The following is a 20515-nucleotide window of genomic DNA, read 5'->3' on the forward strand; positions in this document are numbered from 1 at the left end:
CGGCGCGCCTTGCGACGTCAGCTGATCTGACGTCGCAAGGCGCGCCGTTAAAAATGATGAGGTCGCTAAGGCAGCGATTGTCCCTACAGGTCTATATTTAGTGGCACCCTCTTCACCCGCCGATTTTTCAGAATACAAGTCTCGATATTTAATGCTCACCCGATTTTTGGCATACCACACCAGATGGTCGGTCACATTGGACAGAGTGGTGCCTGAAAAGCCCGTAGTTTTCGCATAAACGATTGTGCTAACAAAATTGCCGTCACCAAACACCTCGTCCATGACAGCACGAACCCTATGCACATTCTCATCGCCAATCTGTACAAAGATCGAACCTGAGTCCGTCAACAAGTCACGGGCTACTGTGAGACGATCCCTCAGATATGTCAGGTACGAGTTAATCCCATCGCGCCACGTATCGCGGAATGCCTTTACCTGCTCCGGTTCGCGGGTGATGTGATCTTTACTCCCATCCTTAACATCGCGGCTTGTTGTAGACCACTGAAAGTTGGAATTGAACTTGATGCCATAGGGCGGGTCAAAGTAGATGCACTGCACCTTGCCGCGCAGGCTTTCCCGTTCCGCCAGCGAAGCCATCACTTGCAAACTGTCGCCGAGGATCATGCGGTTCGACCAGTGAGCATCGTGCTGATAGAACTCTGTGCGCGCCTCTTCGCTGGGCAGTCCGTTGAAATCCGCGAAGAGATTGAACTGCGATTCGGTAGCAGTCTGCCCGGCCTTCGTCTGCCGCTCCAGGTCGTCGATCAACACCTTGGGGTGGACCTTCTCCTGAATGTAGAGCGGCGGCGCGGGCACCACGAGATCAGACCAGTCCTGCTCGTCCTTGCCGCGCCAAACGAGTTGCGGGTCAAGGTCGCGGTTGCGGCGCTCGTAAGCAACGCGAATGGGCGAACGATCTTCGGCGCGCATCACCGACTGATATTCGGCGGTGGGGATGTTCCGGCGCGAGGCTTCCTCATGGACCAGCGTTTCGACACTCTTCTTCGGTTTCGGCTTTGCTGTCTTTGCCATCGTTTGTCTCTAGTTCTGTGCGGGCTGCGGTTGGGTAACGGAATCGACCATCTTCTGGAACTCGGTCTCGATGAGATTGGCGAAGTCCGCGTTCATAGCGAAGACTTCCGTAAACTCGACGAATGCCCACCGCCCAAACTTGCCCGTGTTGTTCACGCCTGGAATCCAGTAGGTATCCATTGTGATCTTCTTGTCCTTGGCGTCTTCGCGACGGTATCCCTTCACCTCGACAACCAGGTGAAGCAAATCCTCCTCGCCGTGGCCGTCTTCAATCAGCACGATGAAGTCGGGTCGATAGATACGGCTGTCGAAGCCGTGGCGATACGGAACGTCAAAACCAAGATTGTGATTCTTGACATAGGCACGGACGCGCGGATGGTTTTCGGCCACGCGGCAGAACTCTGCCTCCCAATCGCTATCAAGAATGATCCAGTTGATGTGGCAACGGCGCGAGTCCGTCTGCCAGCGGCTGGTCTTCGATGTCGCAAAGTTGACGTGAGCGGTTGAGCCTTCGGGATTGAAGGGATCGAGCAGCGCCTTGATCGCGGCATGGTCCACCGATTCCGCGTTAATGGCTGCAGTAATCCGTTCGCAGGCCATGTCCGCCAAATGGCGATAAAGCACCTGAGCAGGATAGGTGTCCCCTCGGCAAATGAGGCAGGTGTCCATCCATTCCTTCACAACGCGCTTGAGCTGGCCGAAGAGATGCAGCGGCGGTTCTTCGCCGGGATTGCGCCACTTGGTGTATAGCAGATGCGTGGTGAGCTTATACAGGATGGTCGATGGGCGGGTGTCGCGAAGGTGCGAGACGGTGAGGTTGACGCTCTCGCCAACGATGCCCGCGTTCTGCGTCTGCGACGGGCCGGTCAGCTCAGGCGTAATGGGTAGTATGGAATCCTCGGTGAACTTCGCAGTGAGGCGTTCATTGGGCAACTCGGCACGATAGCCCATGACACGCGGGAAACGGATCTCCAGTTTGTCGCGCTCTGGGCGCATGGCCTTCACCTGGATGGTCTGGCGAGGCGGGACAGCCACGACAACAACTGGCTTGGCGGCGAAGTCAAACGGGATGCCGAGCACGTCGGCATACTCCACGTTGAAGAGACCCTCTTCATTCAAGTCGTAAGACTGGCGGCGGAGAGCACGCCCAATGACCTGCTCACAGAGCAACTGCGTGCCGAAGGCTCGGACGCCGAGAACATGAGTAACTGTGTTGGCGTCCCAACCTTCCGTGAGCATGGAAACGGAGACGACACAGCGAATGTCGCTGCCGAGACGGCCTTCCTTGCCGACGGTGTTCATCACTTCGCGTAGGATCGAAACATCGTCGATGTCCTCCACGCTCTCCTGAAGACCGCTGCGTTCGACACGCTCGCGGCGGAACTGCTCGATCTCCGGCGCGGCGACCTTGCGGAATGTGTCATCCAGCGCTTCGCCTGACTCAAGCTGTTCGCTGTCAATCAGCAGCGTGCGCGGGCGGGCATAGGGAGTGTTGTGTTCGTCGAAGTTACGGAAGAGTTCGAGACGGCCATTCTCCAGTTCTTCAACTCCGTTCTCGTTGGTGCGGAAGAAGCCGGAGACGTAGTCGTAGACGAGCTTGGAGGTGGACGTGTTGTTGCAAACGATGATGAAGCACGGAGGCACCTTGATGCCCGCATCTTGCCATGTCTTGTATGTCTTCTCGTAATGCCCGTAAAGTGCGTCAAGCGCTGTGTAGAGTGGCGTCGGCAGGCTCAGGGGGTCGAGCCCCTCTGCCTTGCCACGACCCTTCTTCGGCATGAGCTTACGGATGTTCTCCCACAGGTTGCGGAAGACAGGAACCTCCGCACCGGGGATATTGTCGGCCACGGGTACGCGCGGCAGCTTGACGATGCCGCACTCAATGGCATCCATCAGCGAGAAATCAGACATCACCCACGGGAAGAGCGTGCCTTCTGCATAGCCGGAGCCGCGCAGGAAGAACGGCGTGGCGGAGAGATCGACGATGCGATTAAGGCCGATTTTGCGTTTGACGGCTTCCAAGCCGTTGATCCAGAGGCGAGCGGCTTCCTTATTGCGCTCGGCCTCTTCCTTGTCCTCGCGCGAGATGTCTTCCTCGTCTGGCGAGCCGGGCTTCTCCTTATAACAGTGGTGCGCTTCGTCGTTGAGCACCATGATGTTCTTGAGACCCATCAAGTCCGGCATGACGCGCTGGAGCATCTGCCCTTCGGTTTCGAGGGTGTTGATGGCATCGCCGTGGCGACCTTCCAGCAGCGCACGGTTTCCCTTGGAAAGCTCCATGCGCTCACGCAGCTTGAATGCGTGGTAGTTGGTAATGACGATCTTGGCTCGCTTCACATCGTCGAGCATGTCGGGGGGAACCAACTCGCGGTTGGCGTAATAACTGTCGAGGTCGCTGGGCTGAAGGACGCGCAAGCGGTCCTTGATGGTGAGTCCCGGTGTCACCACAAGAAAACCACGGGTGAAATGAGTGCTGCCCGAACGGCGAACTGCGTTGACCGTCTGCCAGGCAATGAGCATCGCCATCACCGTCGTTTTGCCGGCTCCGGTTGCCAGCTTGAGCGCAAGGCGATTTAAGCCTGAATTCGCATTTGCGTTGGCCGCAGCCAGGTGCTCGACAAACTTCTTCCACGCTGGGCGCTTGGACGCAACTTCCGTGAGCCAGATGGCAGTTTCGACCGCCTCTACCTGACAAAAGAATGGGCGAATGCCCTCGAACGGATGATGCCTCCAGTGCTGGAGCAGCCGTGCCGTCTCCGGCGTGACCAGCCAGTCGTTTGGACTGGGAAGACGCCGCCACTCATCGACCTGCTGGCGCAGTTCATTGATGATGGGAATCGTTTCGTATCGCTGGCTGCGCGAGGAAACACCTGTCTCGTCATCGAACTCGATGTCTTCCTGTATAGGAGATTGCTTCTGCTTGCGGGGCTTAGGGATCGGCGTGACAAACTGCGCCGTCCGTCGGGACTCTATAATGCGCTGCGTCGGCTGGCCGTGCTCATCCATCTCCCAATGGTGAGCGGGATAGTCATACGGCGAGTTGAGAATAGGATGCTCGAAGAACCCATTTTCCATCGTCAGCGGCTTACCTTCATCGTGGGGCATACCTGGTCGTTATATGCAGGCTACGGCCTGCTCGCGAGGGCCAAATTTTGCACTTGTAAAGCACGTACAAGTGTACTTTGTCACCCTCTGATTTCACATTTTCATCAGGAGTCAGAATGGCTGGCTGCGCCTCGGTGACCGACCGCGCCATTGAAATCGCGTCCCACGGATGCTTCGCAGAAGTTCGCCGCGAAGAAGAGTTTCCCCGCCTAATAGCGAGAATTCTCAAGTGGCGTAATCCCGATTCGCCGCATTACATAAACCGCTCACTTTTACGCCAGAGGGGAAGAATCCAAGGAAGAGGAACTTGACTCCTTGGCGCGCAGCCGGCGAGCGGGGGCCGGAGCAGAGCGAATGAGGGTGCAGGGGGGAAAACAGCGTGTGTTCCCCCTGCCGATTTTCCGCGGACACGAAAATAAGAGGCGGCCTGGGCCGCCTCTTATTGGTTGATCGTGACCGTGGTCTATGCGGCCTTGGGGGTAGGTTTGGCTGTAGGCGGCGCTGCCTTCTTCGCCTTCTCCTTGGCGGCGAACTCCTGCCGCACTTTGCGACCGATGGCGTCTGTGTCCACCTTGTAAGCTGCCGCCGCGTCCTTCAGCACAGCGGCGGCGTTGCCGCGTGAGGCCGCAATCAGGACCGTGGACTCCACCAGCACACGGGAAAGCGTGCTTTCGTCGGCGCGACGAAGGATAGCGGTGAACGCATTCTTGATGCCTCCATCATCCCGTTTCTGCCGGATGCCGTGCTGCCGCGCCAGTGTCTCGACGTTCCGCTCGTCCATTGTGCTTACCAGCTTCTCGACAAGGAAAAGCAGGTCGCGCTTGAGGAGACGCACAGGCACAGCAGAACCGATGGCGGAGAGAACGCGAAGGCCGGTGGTGCTGGCAACGGCTTCCTCGCGGCGGCGCTTGGCTTGCTCGGCCTTCCACGCCCCATCCTCGCGGCTGGTTTGCTGCTTCGGATGATGCACCGGACATGCGAGGTTGGCGCACACCTTATGGATGGTGCCTACGTCGTTCCCCTCGGTGATGATGGCGTCCGCAGTGAACTTGCACACCTTGAACTCCGGGCGCTTGGCATCGTCCTTGGTCTTCGGCTTCTCGTCCCGGATTGCGGTGTACTTGTTGCGTGGAAGTACCGGACTGCCTTCCTGATGTCCACCGTAAGACGTGCTGATCTGTACCAGTCCCGGTTGTGCGGCGACGGTGCTGGCGATGTGCGCCTGTACCTTGTTCGCGTAACAGGTTGGGTCCGTACAAGCGTCCTGCTTCCCGAAGTCGGTAAAGAGTAGCTTGTTGCCTCCGGTACGCTTCGGGCAATCAGCACAGCTTCCCGCTGATGGCACAAGCTGCGCATCGCGTTTGTTGAACGGCGCGTCCTTCAATACCAGCAGGATGTTGCTATCAATCCAGAACTGAAGGTTGCGGACGGGCAGCAGGACACGCGTGGGCTTCTCCCCGCCGTTGTAAATCTCCTTGAAGCAGGCTTTGAGCGCGATCTCCTGTTGGTCGACAGGAAGCCGAGCCAGCAACAAGGCATGACCCACGCCGATAGCGTCGGCATAGAACGGTTCGACGGCTGTGGGAACAAGATCAATCAGCTTGAGGCGCTGCGCCACGAACGAGGGAGTTTTACCTACCTTCGCGGCGATCTGCTCAATGGTGTATTTAGGTTCCTCCAAGTCCAGCAGGGCGCGAAATCCCTGCGCCTCCTCCATCGGGTGAATCTCGGCGCGAATCAGGTCCGATCCAGCCAACTCCCCAGCCGAGAACCCCAGCGCCGAAAAGCGCGCCGAAGAGTCCAGGAATTGCATCCTGAAAACGTCCGCTCATCATCCGAATACCGGCGAAGATCAGACCGCCAAGACAGATGACAGCCCCGGCGTACATGGCGAAAGTTTTGAAGGTTGACATCAGTGTTTGTGCGCCCGAGAAGTCCATCGTTCCCTGCGCGTGAGCTGCGGTAGCAAATGCCATCGCAAATAGGTAAGGCGCAAACAATCGTGCGAGTTGGTAGGGGTTGGGCTTAGAGACGAATCGTTCCCGTTTCTTTGCAAGCGGGATAACGGAGTGGGATATTTGGGGCATTGGCTCCTCCGAACGGCATTGTTTTTGGCCGTCATGTTTCGGAAGGTAATGCCGTCAGAATTTTTCGTCCAAGACTTCTTATCTATAGCGCTATTGCTTTGGTCAATAGCGGATTTGCTCGGAGGATTGCCCCCTCATAGGTCTCATCGATTCACACCAAAGCTGCGCCATTGACCTCCGCTCAATGAGCGACTCGGTGATTTGGCGTCAATCGAACGGAGTCACTCCCGAGAAACGTGTCTCTCGGTATCCACTTGAGTGATGCTGCCAGACGATGCGGCAACTCGCTTGGCTTAACCCAGTTGGCTTCGGGATTCCCGCTTCGGCGGACGTCGGCCGTCCAAAACCACGTCATCAACGATCTGCGGTGAAATGAGGTATTGCGGAGCGATCTCTGCAACGATGTGTCGAAATTCGTTCAGGCCCTCCGGCGAGAAGCTCACCCGATCCAAATGGCTGCGTACGACCGACCAGAGCCGTTTGCCAGCAGAGGGGAAACCAGACTTCGCTACCAGCGTCGGTAAGGATCTCCATAGTCATTGCCTGCTGTGGGTTGGTCTTTATTCCCTTCACAAAGAGTGGAGCCTCCGATGTCGTCACCGGATCGTTTGGATCGAAGGTGGTTCTAATTTGCCAGTGGAACTCCGCCATCCAGGTGGCTCCCTTCTTGAATTCCTCTCGCATCTTGGCCAACGTGAAATCGTGGACTTCTGCCTCGCTCAGGCGCCGCACGTTGTCGTATGTGAGCTTGTTCTCCGTATGATCGACGCTCGTGATAGTTGCCACCATTGCTTCCGCTAATTCTTGCCCCTGTTCGACGAAGAACTGCGGCGAGCGCACGCGAATCATCTGCATATACGTGAGAAGAAAATCGAGGTGCTCCTTCCACTCCGCAAAGTCCGTAGCCTTGATCGCCCCGAGAACCGACGGAAATTGGTCCTCCATCGTCTTGAAGGTAACATCCGCGTGCTCTGCTTCGATTGCATCGTTCGAGAAGTCGTACATACCGATGGCGTGGCAAATCTGCTTGGGTGCTTTTCGCTCCCATTGGTTCCGCCACTTATTCAGGCACCACAATGGTCGATCATTCTTGGCGCGGGCCGGATCAATGAAGCCGCGAAGGTATCCTTGCGGAACGTAGTGGTCCTTGCGGCCACGAGGAGGATTGGGCACGAAAGAATTCTAAGTCAAAAAACTCCGAGATTGGCAGAGACATGTAGCATTGTCTTTGTCTTTCGGATGCTGGCTCATGAATCAACTGACCGCTAACTCGCTGAGTACGTATCTGGCCGCAGTAGCCAAGATACGAAAACGCTGGAAGGTGCCCAGGCGAGACGAACTCTGGTTCAGAGCAGAGGACGCCGGACATCGCAAGACCCGGCTCCAGCCTGGGCTCTATCGCCCCAGGGAAAGCGGACTCCGCAGATCGGTGAACACGCTACTTGAGGTGGAAAATATGAGGAGTTCCAGCGGTGCGCTTCTCAGCTTTCGGACGCAAGGCTCACGAGCACCGATTGGGAATGGGATTCCTACTTTTTGATGCAGCATCACGGGGCTCCCACACGCCTTCTGGACTGGACCGACAGCGCTCTCATCGCCCTTCACTTTGCCATTAGGGATAAGCAGGTCCCCCCTACGGGGGGTGCGATTATTTACGTGCTTGATCCATACTGGCTGCTCGATCAAATCAATGGCGATGACGAGCTGAAGCGCGCCAAGAAGAGGTGGGAGGAATACGCAGAAAAAGACAGTAGCGTTGAAGCGAGAGACTGGGACCGGCTCTACCTCCCCGCCTATGACGAAGATTTCGAAGAAAAGCTGCTGGATACCCCGGCTATCCCAATCCTGTTCGACTCACCTCACGTGACCCGGCGAATTGCCGCCCAGCGGAGCCGATTCATGATCTTCGGGACTGATCCACTATGGCTGAGCAGTCGCCTTGGTATGAAAGATTCCCATCTCGTTTCGATCAGTATTCCTTCGACCTCGATAAGCCGAATCCGACAGCAGCTTCGTGATGCCGGCGTCACCGAATCCGTGGTTTTTCCTGACCTCGATGGTCTAGGACGGGAATTGAAACAGATTTGGCGAACTCGCCGGTGATGCCAAGATTCTCATGCGATGGGATAGGTGCTCTGAAATCGGCTTGTCTTCGTTGGCTCACCTAGTGGGAGTTTTTCAACCGGCGATAACAGCCCAAATCACTTTTTGAGACGATCACTTCGCGTGTTCTGGATCGGCAGCCATCAAACCAGCCTGTCAGTTCGCTATACCATCAGTTCCAGCTGAATAGGTTTCAATGGGCGCTGGTGCGTGGGCATCTTGCGCGCGGTCGTCCGCTTAGCTTTGGGAAGATGGCGAAGGAGAATGGAGAGCGCGATGTGATTTGCGCTCCTGTGATGTACGAATGCAGTGTCGGACGTCCACCGTGCTCCCGCAATTGGCCTGGATGTGAGGTCTGATGCGAGTGCGATTCTCTCATCGATGAGCGCAAGACCACACCTGCTTTGCACCATCATCTGAATGTCTGCCGGCGTCGCTGCCAGGCACGAAGCTTCTGGCCGAATCCCGATTTCCAATAACATTTCCATTAGGCGATGGTGTGCAGCAGGATGAGTCTCCGGGTCGCGAAACACTTTCAGCCGACCGGCCAGTTCCGATGGTTGCACCTCCCGGCTTGACGCCAAGGGATCGTCCGCCCTCATGCAGACTACGAGAGGATCGGATGCGACATGCGATACAACCCAATTCGCTCCGGACACGGGCAGTGGCAGGATCGCCGCATCGAGGGACCTTTCTTCCATCCTGTCGAGCAGCTGCACTGGATGACCGCCTGTCATTTGAATCGGACTATCAGGGAAAAGACGGGTATACGCTTGGCGCAATGATTGCACGGAATCCGGGTTGATAAAGCTTGAAAGACCTACGCGCAGGACGGGTATTTCGCCTCGATCCATCGCGCGAGCTGCGCTTACAACCTCATCTCGAAGTTCCAGCGCCTCCTGCGCATAAGGTGGTACGAGTTCATCTTCGCGGGCAGGCGGGTTCGAGAATCGAGCGAGAGCACTTCAAAGACCGTAGCCAAGTCCGCTGAGCAGAAGCGCAAGCGCGAACTCGAAGAGGGATTCAATAACTTCGCGGACAATCGGCGCGAGCGGGTCAGAACCATCGAGGACCTTGCGGACGAGTACCTGACTTCATACAAATTGCGAAATCCCCAATCGGCTGTCTTCGCTGAATATGCCATGAATCACGTGTGTTGGATCCTCGGTGGTCGCATGTTTGTCGATTGCAACGAAGCCGCGGTCACAACGTACCAGAATCATCGGCTCCAGGAAGGCGCGGCCCCGAAAAGCATCAATGAAGAGGTGGAATTCCTGCTCCGTCTGTTGGGAGACCCAAGCGACCTCCTGCGCGTGAGGCTCCGCAAACGTAAGATGCTCAAGCTCAAGGTAGGCCGCTCAATCGCCAAGGCGTATACAGCAGAAGAAAAGGAGCGGATGCTCGCCGAAGCGAAGAAGGCGCGCTCTCCTCACATCTTTCCAGCCATCATGCTTGCCCTGAACGCGGGCATGCGCGACGCCGAGATGAAGAACCTGACCTGGGCGCAGATGGATTTGGCCAAGGGATATCTGACGGTTGGCAAGAGCAAGACGGAAGCTGGCGAAGGTCGGACCATCCCTCTGAACACTGCTCTCTCGGAATGCATGGGTGACTACGCCGAATGGTACCGACAAAAGTTCGGCAAGCCCCAACCCCAGTGGTACATCTTCCCCTTTGGCAAGCCCGTCCCAAGCGATCCGACTCGGCCTGTGACCACCTTGAAGACGCCCTGGAACAACGTCCGAAAAAATGCCAAGGTGGAAGGGCGGTGGCACGACAACCGGCACACCCTCATCACGGACCTGGCCGAAAGCGGTGCCGGCGACCAGACCATCATGGACATCGCCGGTCATGTCTCAAAACAGATGCTGAAGCACTATAGTCACATTCGCATGCAGGCGAAGCGAAACGCTCTGGAAGCGATCGTCAAGAAGCAGGGCGGAGCCGGAACATCGAGAGAAAGAGAAGGAGCTGAGGGGGTCCCCACAAAATCCACCACAGTGGTTGTAGAGAAGCGAAAGGCGGCTCGCCGTAATCCCGTGACTGCATCGGTTCGAAGTTCGATCACTGCGTCGAATTCGAACGGTGATTACTCAGCAGTGTGCACGGATTCGCAGCGTTTTGAAGGGGTGTCCCCACAAAAGTCCCCACAATCGGTCGTTTCTGAGGTTCATCGGGGAGTGAATAGGAGAGCTAAATCTAAGATTCTAATTGGCTCCTCAGGTAGGACTCGAACCTACAACCCTTCGGTTAACAGCCGAATGCTCTGCCATTGAGCTACTGAGGAGTGTATGGCGGGAGGGCAAATTGCCCTATCCGGTTATATCAAATGGAGGTTGCTGCGTCAAAGCTGCAGTGGGGCGCGAGTTGTGGATGAAAGCTGAAAGAACTCGCTTCCCTGGCCGCTTCCCTGCTCCTGCAATCAACACTTCCTTTAGTAGAACAGCACGGCGACCCGGAACATGGTGAAGCTGCCGGGAACGCCGGAGGGCGCGCAGGCTCCGACGGCGGCCTTTGTGTACCTGCCGGAGGCCACCTGCTGCGCGACCTGGCCGGGAAGCTGGCTCAGATCCGAGGTCTGGAAGCGGACGACGAAGCGGGCTCCGGCGGGAATGCCCTGGTTTGCCGAACAGGCCTGTTCGGCCTGGCCGGTTGCCGGGTCGGCGTGATCGACGACGGTGACGTTCTGCGCCTCGAGCAGCGCGCCGACCTTCTGCTCGACCTGGGCTTTATCCATCTGCTGCACGCCGCTGGAGAAGTCCTCGACGGCATAGAGGCCGCCGTGGAGAACGACGACCGCGACGCCGATCTGGTCCATCTTCGGGTCAAGGATATTGGTGCGGTGCGCAGTGGAGTTCATCCACTCATGCTCGACGGCAGACGGGCCGGGGCCGGAGGCGACGTTTTCGGCGATGGCCTGAAAGTGGGCTCCGGCAGCAGCGGCGCGGGTCATGAGGTCGGGCTCGCCGGGAAACTGATGCGAGAGCGCAGCCTTCTCAGCCATCTGCCGGCAGTGCGCGACGGCGGCTGAAGCGAGAGCGGCGTTCCACTGCAGAGGGGGCAGGCCGTGCTGCTGACGGTCCTGATTGGTGAGCTGAAAGATCTGCTGCGTGCGGGCGTCGTCGGGCTGATTGTCAGCCTGCGCCCAGAGCGGGGCGGCGAGCAGTGGAAGCAGAGCGGCAAGGGCCAGGCGCTGGAAGATGTTCATCACGGAATGGTTCTCCTGCGGTTACGAGTATTTCAGATGCAGGAGAGCGATGAAGGGGGTTGCCGGAGGCTGCTTCATCCGGAGGTGAAATAAGCAGCGGAAAGACAAAGGGCTGCCGGTGAAGGCAGCCCCGATGGATAGATCAGTCGCGATTACTGCGCGGCGGAAGCAGGGACGCAGAGCTCGTTGAAGGCGCGGGCAAGCTCCTGCGCGATGGCCTGCGGCGGATTGTTCTCGATGATGAAGCGCTGCATGAGATACACCAGCTTGCCGTCGCGCAGAATGGCCACGGCGGGCGAAGTCGGCGGATTGCCGTCGAAGTAGGAGCGGGCGCGCTCGGTGGCTTCGCGGTCCTGCCCGGCAAAGACGGTGATGGACTGGTCAGGCGTGACGGGATTCTGCAGAGCAAGACGGACGCCGGGGCGCATTTTGCCGGCAGCACATCCGCAGATGGAGTTGACGACGAGCATCGTGGTGCCGGGCTTTGCCAGCGCCGCATCGACCTCTTCGGCGGTGCGCGTTTCGCTGATGCCTGCGCGAACCAGCTCCTCGCGCATGGGAATGACCATAATCTCGGGATACATACGTTTCCGCTCCTCGGGTAGAAACCTGACCTCTTCCATTGTACTGAAGAGGGACAGGCGAACCCAGAAAAATGGAAAACGGCAGCCTGCCGCGTACCCATGCCCGGAAGTCCGGACATGGGCACCCTGCTCCGACACCTTTATTCCAGCAACCTTTTCCCTGCTTATTCCGGCAATTTCTCCTGTACTCGGTTTCCAGGCTATGCGTCGGTAAAGGCAGCGGCGCGGGGCTGGCCCTTCGCCAGCTGAGGCGGCGCATCGGGCTGGATAAAGTCGGCGGTCCAGTGCCAGTTGCGTATTTCGGGCATGTCTTCAAAGTTCTGACGGATGTAGACGTAATGCTCGTGCAGCTTTGCCTGGAAGAAGTCGATGACATCCGAGACCTGCGAGCGGAGCCGGGGCACGTACTTCAGCGCGTCGATGGCCAGATGGAATCTGCTCATCTTATTGAGCACCACCATGTCGAAGGGAGTGGTGGTGGTGCCGTAGTCCTGAAAACCGCGGACGTGGAAGCGGGCCTCACTGGAGCGGCCATGCACCATGCTGTGAATGATGTGCGGATAGCCGTGGAAGGCGAAGATAACGGGGCGCTCGCGGGTGAAGAGCTGATTGAAGGTGATGTTGTCCATGCCGTGCGGATGGGCGTCGGGACTCATGAGGGCGTTGAGATCGACGATATTGACGACGCGGAGTTTGATGCCGGGCACGTGCTTCTGCAACAGCCAGGAGGTGGCGCAGACCTCGAGCGTGGGCACGTCGCCGACGCAGGCAAGAACGACGTCCGGCTCGGTGCCGCCGTCGTTGGTGGCAAAGTCCCAGACGGACGCGCCCTGGGAGCAGTGCGCCAGGGCCTGCTCGAAGGTGAGCCACTCGAACTCGGGCTGCTTGCCGCAGGTGACCACATTAATGTAGTTGCGGCTGCGCAGGCAGTGGTCGAAGACGTTGAGCAGGCAGTTAGAGTCGGGCGGATAGTAAATGCGAACAATCTCGCTGCGGCGCTGCAGCACATTGTCGACAAAGCCGGGCGCCTGATGGCTGAAGCCATTGTGATCGTTGCGCCATGCGTGGCTGCTGAGCAGCACATTGAGTGAGGCGATGGGACGGCGCCAGGGAAACTCGCGGCACTGCTCAAGCCACTTGGCATGCTGCGTGATCATGGAGTCGACGACCTGCGCGAAGGCCTCATAGGAAGTCCACATGCCGTGCCGGCCGGTGAGGATATAGCCCTCGAGCCAGCCCTCACAGAGGTGCTCGCTGAGAACCTCCATAACGCGGCCATCGGGGCTGATGTGGTCGTCGATGGAGACGGTGGGGCGCATGCTGCAGCGGTCTGTGGCTTCGAAGACGGCATTGAGGCGGTTGGAATTCGTCTCATCGGGACAGAAGACGCGAAAGTTCTGCGTATTTTGCCGGAGGACGTCGCGGAGATATTCGCCGAGCTTGCGCGGCGCTTCAGCAATGACCTCCCCGGGAGCGGGAACGGCGAGGGCATAGTGCGCGAAGTCGGGCAGGTCGAGGGTTTTGAGCAGGCGGCCTCCGTTGACGTGGGGGCTGGCGCTCATGCGCAGATCGCCTTCGGGAACGAGCGCGGTGATATCGGCAGCGGGATGGCCATCGCTGTCGAAGAGAGTCTCGGGATGATAGCTGTGCATCCACGCTTCGAGCATCTTCAGATGCTCGGGGTTTTCTCGGACGCCGGCGAGCGGAACCTGATGCGCGCGGAAGGTGCCTTCGACGGGAACGCCGTCGATCTCCTTCGGGCCGGACCATCCTTTGGGCGTGCGCAGAATGAGCATGGGCCACGGCTTCTGCTGCCCCGGATGACCGGAGCGGGCGGCCTGCTGGATGGCGCGGATACCGGCGCAGCAGTGGTTCAGCGCGTCGGCCATGCTTTGATGTACGAGCGCCGGATCGTCGCCTTCGACGAAGTATGGCTCGTAACCGCGGCCGGTAAAGAGAGCGCGCAGCTCTTCGTCGGGCGTGCGGGCGAGCACCGTGGGGCCGGAGATCTTGTATCCGTTGAGATGAAGGATGGGCAGCACGGCGCCATCGCGCACCGGGTTCAGAAACTCGATGCCCTTCCAGCTTCCCTCCAGCGGACAGGTCTCGGCTTCTCCGTCGCCGATGACGCAGGCCACGATGAGGCTGGGATTATCGAAGGCCGCGCCGAAGGCGTGAACGAGCGCATAGCCGAGCTCTCCGCCCTCGTGCATGGAGTTGGGCGTGTGCGGCCCGCAGTGGCTGGGAATGCCGCCGGGCGTGGAAAAGGAGCGGAAGAGCAGACGCATGCCTGCTTCGTCCTGCGTGATGTCAGGATGAACGTCGGTGTAGCAGCCCTCAAGGTAAGCGCAGGCGTTGAGCGTGGGGCCGCCGTGCCCGGGGCCGGAGATATAAATTATGCTGGCGCGGGTCTGCTGGATAAGACGGTTGAGATGGGCGTAAATGAAGTTCTGCCCGGCAGAGGTGCCCCAGTGGCCGAGCAGGCGCGGCTTGATCTGCTCGACGGTAAGCGGCTCGCGGAGCAGAGCGTTATCGCGCAGATAAATCTGGCCGACAGAGAGGTAGTTTGCCGCCTTCCAGAAGCGATCGACCTGCGAGAGCAGCTCCGGCGAAAGCGGGCCGGTGGCGTTTTGCGGAGGAGCCGGCTGCGGCTGGTCGTTCGCCTGAACAGCCGTGGAAAGGGCTGCGTCAAATGTGAACATGCATCTCTCCTTCTTCCCGATGGTTTCCGGTGAGCGCTTCTGTTTATCTATCTATCCGAAGCGATCCCCTCATCGCAGTGATGAGGATCACGCGCGGGGCTGTGTTTGTTCCCGAAGCAGACGGCGGCAGTGGCGCGCGATCTGCACCTCTTCTTCGCTCGGCATGACTCTGATTTTGGTGTAGCTGTCTTCGCCGTCGCGTTCAATGCCCAGAAAAGCAAGGTTTTCGCAGATGAGATGACGGATGAACGGACTGTGCTCACCGATGCCGCCGGTAAAGATCAGCAGATCGAGACCGCCGAGCTCGGCCGCGTATGCGCCGATGGTTTTACGGACGCCGGCGACAAAGATCTGAATCGCGAGCGCGGCGCCGGCGTTGTTCTGCTGCATGGACTCCTGCAGTTTACGCATATCGGCCAGGCCGCCGGAGATGGCAGTGAGACCGGAGCGGCGGTTCAGCAGATCTTCGAGCGCGTCGGCATCGAGATGCTCGTTGCGCAGCAGAAACAGGAGCACGCCGGGATCGAGATCGCCGGTGCGCGTCGCCATGGGAATGCCTCCGGTGGGGGTGAGCCCCATGGACGTATCGATGGAGTGTCCGTCGCGCAGCGCCACGAGGCTGGCTCCGCTGCCGAGATGAGCGCAGATGGCGCGCGCTGGAATGGCTCCGCCCAGCCGGTGCAGGACAGACTCATACGACAGGCCGTGAAAGCCATAGCGCAGCACGCCCTTTTCAAAGAGCTGCTTCGGCAGGGGAAAGCGCGAAGCGATCTCGGGAAGCGTGCGGTGAAATGCCGTGTCGAAACAGGCAAACTGCTGCGCCTGGGGGAACTGCGTCTGCGCATCGGCGATGAGATCGAGCGAGACGGGAATGTGCAGCGGGGCGAAATGGACCGATTCTCCGAGCGTTCGGATGACCTGATCGGTGATGCGCTGATGGGTGCGCAGATGCGGGCCGCCGTGCACGACGCGATGACCGATGGAGTGCGGCGCTTCGCCGGTGAACTTCAGCAGCGCCTCAGCGGCTCGACTGAATGCGTGCTGCTGCGAAGAGAGCGTATAGCTCTCGCTGAGAAGCGTGCTGCCGGCAGCGTCAGAGATGTGGAGCGTGCCGCCTGACTGCCCAATGCCATCGGCTCCGCCGGTAAGGAGCGCAGTCTCTTCTCCGTCACGTTCGGCGAAGAGGCCGAACTTGAGCGAAGAGGAGCCGCTGTTGAGAACCAGCACCGGACTGGAGGCAAAGTCAGGCATGGATGGCAGGCTGCGTCGTCTGTTCTGCCATTTTATGATGATGCGCTTTGGTGGAAGGGTTTCGCTCTCTTCGCTTTCACGGCAAATTCACGATGGCGGGCGGGGATATGGCTGCACTGCGGTGCGCCGGACTGCGGGCCGGAGGGTCCTGCAATGCGTTCGACGGCACAGGCGTGAGCGGTTATGATACGAAGAGAGACGGCTGACTGCCGGTTCTCTTTTCCCTTCTGCTATTTCCCAGACGACAACTTCAGTGATTTCTGTTTTCCCTTTCGTTCCGAGGAGCCGCTTCTGAGCCCCATGACTTCGCACAAACATAACCATACCTGGATCATTCTGCTGCTCGGCTCGCTGTGCGTGGTGACGCCGTTCGCCATCGACATGTACCTGCCGGCCTTCGCCACCATTGCTGCGGAGTTCGGGACGACGACCTCGGCGATTTCGATCTCGCTCTCGACGTATTTTGTCGGCTTCGCACTGGGACAGGTGATCTACGGGCCGCTGCTTGACCGCTTCGGACGCAAGCGGCCGCTGTATGTGGGACTGGTGATCTATATTCTCTGCTCGGCCGGCTGTGCGGTATCGCCGAGCCTGCAGACATTTACCGTGCTGCGCTTTCTGGAGGCGCTGGGTGGATGCGTGGCGCAGGTTGCGGCCATTGCCATGGTGCGCGATTTCTTTCCGGTGAAGGAGAGCGCAAAGATTTTCTCACTGCTGTTTCTGATGATCGGGGTCTCTCCCCTGGCTGCGCCGACGGTGGGAAGCCTGATTATGGCGGGTCCGGGCTGGCGTTGGATCTTCGCCCTGCTGGCGGCAATTGCATTTGTCATTCTGATGGTTACATTTTTCCTGCTGCCGGAGGGACACACGCCGGACCACTCGGTTTCGCTGCGTCCGGGACCGCTGCTGGCGGGCTTTCAGACGATCTTCCGCGACCGGCAGTTCCTGACGTATACGCTGGCGGGCGCATTTTCCTTCGCCGGACTGTTTGCTTATGTGGCCGGGTCGCCGGTGATCTTCATGGACGGCTTCCACATGGGCACCAAAGCCTTCGGCATCGTCTTCGCGGTGCTGGTGATGGGCTTCATCGGCGGCAACCAGGTGAATATCTTTTTGCTGCGCCGGTTTTCGAGCCGGCAGATCTTCTTTGCCGCTCTGGTGGTGCAGGTGGTGACGGGCCTGCTGTTCTACGCCGGGATGCGCGGCCACCTGATCGGTTTGAACGGAACGCTGGTGCTGTTCTTTATCTTTCTCTCGTGCATCGGGCTGACGTACCCCAATGGCGCGGCACTGGGGCTGGCTCCATTCTCGCGGGATGCAGGGCGCGCTTCGGCGTTGCTCGGCTTTCTGCAGACGGGCACCGGCGCTGTGATCTCGCTGTGCATCGGGCTGATGGGCGCGCGTGCGATTGCCCTTCTGCTGGCGACTACCGCGGTGGCCGGCCTGGCGATTCTGTTGGCGGGCAGAGCCGGGCTGCAGGAGATCGTCGGAAGCGAAGAGACCGAGACGGTGCTGATGCACTGAGCCGCGGGCATTCCGGCAGCGGCGCAGAAGGCCGCCGTCCGGGCCTGCGCTGCTGTTACTGGTTGACGCCGCTGGCCATATAGCCGCCGTCGATGACGAGGATCTCTCCGGTCACGAAAGAGGCCGCGTCAGAGACGAGATAGATGGCGCCGCCTGCGATCTCGCTGAGGTCGCCGAAGCGGTTCATGGGCGTGCGCATTCTGAGCTCCCTGCCCCGGTCGGTGTTCAGCACGAGCTCGGCGTTGAGCGCGGTGGGGAAGATGCCGGGCGCAATGGCGTTGACACATATATTGTGAGGCGCAAGCTCGATGGCCAGGGATTTGGTCAAAGCTCCGACACCGGCCTTGCTGACTCCGTAGGCGGCGACATCACGGAAAGAGACGAAGGTGGAGAGCGAAGCGATGTTGAGAATCTTTCCGCGGCGCTGGCTCACCATCGTCCGGCCGAAGATCTGGCAGGCGCGCAGCGTGCCGTTGAGGTTGATGTCGAGAACACGCTGCCAGTCCTCTTCGGAGCAGTCGAGGGTGGGCACCTTCAGCGTGATGCCCGCGGCGTTCACCAGAATGTCGACCTTGCCGAAGCGGTCCAGCACCGCGGCATGAAGCGATTCGACTGAGGAGCGGTCGCGGACGTCGATGGTGCGACGCAGCGTCTGACGGCCCAGAGCCTCGATGGCGCAGGCGGTCTGACAGGTTTCCTCTTCGCGGCGTGAGGAGGCGACAACGTCGGCGCCGGCTTCGGCGAGGGCGAGTGTGATGGCATGGCCCAGTCCGGAGGTACCCCCGATCACGACGGCACACCTGCCGCTCAGGTTAAAGAGATCAGACCGGGGACTCGATTTGGCGTTCAATAAATATTCCATGTCTCAAACGAACTCGCGTGAGCGACCAGACTACCATACGAAGTTCTCAGCCGCCGCGACAGATATGGCCTCGGCGGCCTTCTGTTTCGGGCTGCAGGATGAAACGGCGATTGTCCTCAATCCATTTACCAAAGGATGGTACGGAAGCCTCGCTCGCCGTCAGCAATGCGGCGACAGAATGGTATCTCTGTGAATGCGCCACACTTCGACGGAAATCGCTGAATCCGCACCGGCTATCCGGCGATGCTGCGGCTGCATGAATTGGATGAAAGACACATGCGGGCAAAACGGCAATCAATCTTATTTTTAGATTTGAATAAAAACGTTTCCAGCGCTTCGATCCGGCGGTTTCCGGGCCACGGCGCCGCGGCCACTTGCCGGCTCGCCCATACCGTAAATGCTGTACGGAAGGCGGTTAGCTTTCAGAAGAGAGGACGGCGCCGCCGAAACAGGTCAAATTTTGGATTTTCTTCTGGAGCAAATCGTAATAGACTGGGTCGTCTTCAGCGATGGCGGGCAGAGAGAATGTTTTGCAGCTTTTAACCGAATGGGAGAGAAAGCGAAGAAACATTTCAAATCTGCCTGTGAACGCGATTACAGATGCAACCCGCACCCCCGGCGGGCCCAATTCAACTCCGCGGAGCACATGAAAACCGCATGAAATCTGTTTCCCACCCACGCCCTGCCGCTCATGGTTTTAAACGCATCGACCTCGCTTATGTCGAACTGGCCTCGAGCGAGAACGCACGCGACATTAACCGCGACATCGTTCTTGAGATTATTCGCTCACGGCAGCCGGTGGCGCGGGCCGATCTGGCGCGGGCTTCCGGGCTGCAGCCGAGCACGATCTCGGCGATTGTGGAGCAGCTGCTCGATGAAAAGTGGGTGAAAGAGGGCGCGATTGCGCGCCGTCCACGGGGAAGACGGCCGACGCTGCTCTCGCTCAACGACGAGCTGGTGATTCTGGCGGCGGACGTGCGGCCGCATCAGGCGATTGTGGCGCTGGTGGATCTGAATGGAAGGTTTTTGACACGCGAGGTGGTTCCTCTGGTCTCGGAGCCGGAGCGCGCGATGCAGAAGATCATGGAGTCGATGGAGACGATGCGGGCGCAGCACGGCGACCGGTCGTTCGAGGGTGTCGGCATCAGCATGCCGGGGCGCGTCGATCCGGAGACGCAGCGCCTGATTATGGCTCCCAACCTGAAGTGGGGCGACTTTGACGTAAAGGGCGCGGTCGAGAAGCGGATGGACCTGCAGGTAGAGCTGGCCAACGCGGCGAATGCTTCCCTGCTCTCGGAACTGTGGTCGGGCAGGCTGGACGGGGTTCGCGACGCGGTGCTGGTCACTGTTTCAGAGGGGATTGGCGCAGCGATCCTGGCCAACGGTCAGATCATCACCAGCAGGAGCGGACTGGCGGGCGAGTTTGGGCACAGCCCCATCGATCCAACCGGGCCGCGGTGCGGCTGCGGCCAGCACGGCTGCTGGGAGGTCTTTGCCTCGTCGAATGCCGCGCTGCGCTATTACGCAGAGCTGGCGCCCAAAGGACGGGCTTTGAATATCCACGACCTGCTGCGGATGGCCGAAGAGGGCGATGAGATGGCCGTGGCCGCGGTGTCGCGCCAGGCGACGGCGCTGGGGCGAGGACTGCGGCTGATCACAGCGTCCCTGGCTCCGGAGGTCATTTTGATTACAGGCGATCTCACCACCTCGTGGGTTCGCTTTGGCCCTGTCGTGCAGGCGGAGCTGGAGAAGAACATGCTCGCGGGTCGCGCGCCCCGGCTGGCGATTACAAGCGACGGCGAGCTTTCGCGCCTGCGGGGCGCGGCAGCCGTGGTGCTGCAGCGCCACTCGGGCTATCACCGCTCGGCTGCTTCGAGCGCGCGCCGGTCGCGGCGTGTGGTGAACGCGACGAAATAGGTTTGCTGAATAAAGATGGCCGGTGCGGAGTGCTCCGGCTGAACGGTTGACAGTGGCTGCGGTCAAAAATATATTTGTGCAGCCGCACAAAATCACATTTCCCCGCTTCAGGGGCAATTCAGGCGACGCCGCAGATGAGT

General features: G+C 59.3%; 13 protein-coding genes, 1 tRNA gene and 2 pseudogenes. 4 read left to right on the top strand and 12 right to left on the bottom strand.

Going from position 1 to position 20515, the window contains the following annotated elements; all coding sequences use genetic code 11:
• The 5 genes from D0Y96_RS00005 to D0Y96_RS00020 form a co-directional block, all read right to left on the bottom strand.
• Nucleotides 1-1032, bottom strand: a 1032-nt coding sequence (locus D0Y96_RS00005) for a DNA methyltransferase (protein ID WP_147324869.1), incomplete at its 3' end; no start/stop codon positions are given.
• Nucleotides 1033-1041: 9 nt separating this feature from the next.
• The gene (locus tag D0Y96_RS00010) at nt 1042-4137 is read right to left on the bottom strand and encodes a BPTD_3080 family restriction endonuclease (protein ID WP_252263348.1); all 3096 of its coding nucleotides are present in this window, start codon (nt 4135-4137) and stop codon (nt 1042-1044) included.
• A gap of 463 nt (nt 4138-4600) precedes the next feature.
• A complete protein-coding gene (locus tag D0Y96_RS00015) occupies nt 4601-5893 on the bottom strand; it encodes a ParB/RepB/Spo0J family partition protein (RefSeq protein ID WP_252263349.1) in 1293 nt (430 codons plus the stop codon).
• Entirely contained in the window at nt 5805-6224 is a 420-nt protein-coding gene (locus tag D0Y96_RS20310) for a hypothetical protein (RefSeq protein ID WP_252263350.1), read from the bottom strand. The genes D0Y96_RS00015 and D0Y96_RS20310 overlap by 89 nt, the downstream gene beginning before the upstream one ends.
• 354 nt (nt 6225-6578) lie before the next feature.
• The gene (locus D0Y96_RS00020; protein WP_117297016.1) at nt 6579-7397 is read right to left on the bottom strand and encodes a DUF4238 domain-containing protein; all 819 of its coding nucleotides are present in this window, start codon (nt 7395-7397) and stop codon (nt 6579-6581) included.
• Nucleotides 7398-7709: 312 nt separating this feature from the next.
• Here D0Y96_RS00020 and D0Y96_RS00025 point away from each other — a divergent pair.
• Nucleotides 7710-8327 (top strand): annotated as a pseudogene (locus D0Y96_RS00025) (FRG domain-containing protein); the annotation flags it as partial.
• 164 nt (nt 8328-8491) lie between these two features.
• Here the strand turns inward: D0Y96_RS00025 and D0Y96_RS20625 are convergent.
• Nucleotides 8492-9181, bottom strand: coding sequence for a LysR family transcriptional regulator substrate-binding protein (locus D0Y96_RS20625; protein WP_117297020.1), 690 nt, complete (start codon nt 9179-9181; stop codon nt 8492-8494).
• Between the two features lie 543 nt (nt 9182-9724).
• On the opposite strand from D0Y96_RS20625, the pseudogene D0Y96_RS20630 reads away from it, so the two are divergent.
• Nucleotides 9725-10162 (top strand): annotated as a pseudogene (locus D0Y96_RS20630) (tyrosine-type recombinase/integrase); the annotation flags it as partial.
• A gap of 377 nt (nt 10163-10539) precedes the next feature.
• Here D0Y96_RS20630 and D0Y96_RS00040 read toward each other — a convergent pair.
• The 5 genes from D0Y96_RS00040 to D0Y96_RS00060 form a co-directional block, all read right to left on the bottom strand.
• Nucleotides 10540-10614: transfer RNA gene (locus D0Y96_RS00040), tRNA-Asn, on the bottom strand.
• Between the two features lie 147 nt (nt 10615-10761).
• Nucleotides 10762-11535: a CAP domain-containing protein gene (locus D0Y96_RS00045; protein ID WP_117297022.1), complete on the bottom strand. Its 774-nt coding sequence runs from the start codon at nt 11533-11535 to the stop codon at nt 10762-10764.
• Nucleotides 11536-11687: 152 nt separating this feature from the next.
• Nucleotides 11688-12119, bottom strand: a complete 432-nt coding sequence (locus D0Y96_RS00050) for a BrxA/BrxB family bacilliredoxin (RefSeq protein ID WP_117297024.1) — start codon at nt 12117-12119, stop codon at nt 11688-11690.
• A 200-nt stretch (nt 12120-12319) separates the two neighbouring features.
• Nucleotides 12320-14821: a phosphoketolase family protein gene (locus tag D0Y96_RS00055; RefSeq protein ID WP_117297026.1), complete on the bottom strand. Its 2502-nt coding sequence runs from the start codon at nt 14819-14821 to the stop codon at nt 12320-12322.
• A gap of 87 nt (nt 14822-14908) precedes the next feature.
• Nucleotides 14909-16072 (bottom strand): acetate/propionate family kinase, encoded by a 1164-nt coding sequence (locus D0Y96_RS00060; RefSeq protein ID WP_117297028.1) that lies wholly within the window; start codon nt 16070-16072, stop codon nt 14909-14911.
• A gap of 300 nt (nt 16073-16372) precedes the next feature.
• On the opposite strand from D0Y96_RS00060, the gene D0Y96_RS00065 reads away from it, so the two are divergent.
• Nucleotides 16373-17596, top strand: a complete 1224-nt coding sequence (locus D0Y96_RS00065; RefSeq protein ID WP_117297967.1) for a multidrug effflux MFS transporter — start codon at nt 16373-16375, stop codon at nt 17594-17596.
• Nucleotides 17597-17651: 55 nt separating this feature from the next.
• Here the strand turns inward: D0Y96_RS00065 and D0Y96_RS00070 are convergent, their stop codons facing one another.
• A complete protein-coding gene (locus tag D0Y96_RS00070; RefSeq protein WP_117297030.1) occupies nt 17652-18458 on the bottom strand; it encodes an SDR family NAD(P)-dependent oxidoreductase in 807 nt (268 codons plus the stop codon).
• A 657-nt stretch (nt 18459-19115) separates the two neighbouring features.
• On the opposite strand from D0Y96_RS00070, the gene D0Y96_RS00075 reads away from it, so the two are divergent.
• Nucleotides 19116-20375, top strand: coding sequence for an ROK family transcriptional regulator (locus D0Y96_RS00075; RefSeq protein WP_117297034.1), 1260 nt, complete (start codon nt 19116-19118; stop codon nt 20373-20375).
• Nucleotides 20376-20515: the final 140 nt, after the last annotated feature.

It is taken from the genome of Paracidobacterium acidisoli, assembly GCF_003428625.2.
Lineage (GTDB): Bacteria > Acidobacteriota > Terriglobia > Terriglobales > Acidobacteriaceae > Paracidobacterium > Paracidobacterium acidisoli.

What these genes read in the sequence shown, in the direction of transcription:
- D0Y96_RS00010 (WP_252263348.1), bottom strand. Translation starts at nt 4,137, where the DNA reads ATGCCCCACGATGAAGGTAAGCCGCTGACGATGGAAAATGGGTTCTTC.
- D0Y96_RS20310 (WP_252263350.1), bottom strand. Translation starts at nt 6,224, where the DNA reads ATGCCCCAAATATCCCACTCCGTTATCCCGCTTGCAAAGAAACGGGAA.
- D0Y96_RS20625 (WP_117297020.1), bottom strand. Translation starts at nt 9,181, where the DNA reads ATGGATCGAGGCGAAATACCCGTCCTGCGCGTAGGTCTTTCAAGCTTT.
- D0Y96_RS00045 (WP_117297022.1), bottom strand. Translation starts at nt 11,535, where the DNA reads ATGAACATCTTCCAGCGCCTGGCCCTTGCCGCTCTGCTTCCACTGCTC.
- D0Y96_RS00050 (WP_117297024.1), bottom strand. Translation starts at nt 12,119, where the DNA reads ATGTATCCCGAGATTATGGTCATTCCCATGCGCGAGGAGCTGGTTCGC.
- D0Y96_RS00055 (WP_117297026.1), bottom strand. Translation starts at nt 14,821, where the DNA reads ATGTTCACATTTGACGCAGCCCTTTCCACGGCTGTTCAGGCGAACGAC.
- D0Y96_RS00060 (WP_117297028.1), bottom strand. Translation starts at nt 16,072, where the DNA reads ATGCCTGACTTTGCCTCCAGTCCGGTGCTGGTTCTCAACAGCGGCTCC.
- D0Y96_RS00065 (WP_117297967.1), top strand. Translation starts at nt 16,373, where the DNA reads ATGACTTCGCACAAACATAACCATACCTGGATCATTCTGCTGCTCGGC.
- D0Y96_RS00070 (WP_117297030.1), bottom strand. Translation starts at nt 18,458, where the DNA reads ATGGAATATTTATTGAACGCCAAATCGAGTCCCCGGTCTGATCTCTTT.
- D0Y96_RS00075 (WP_117297034.1), top strand. Translation starts at nt 19,116, where the DNA reads ATGAAATCTGTTTCCCACCCACGCCCTGCCGCTCATGGTTTTAAACGC.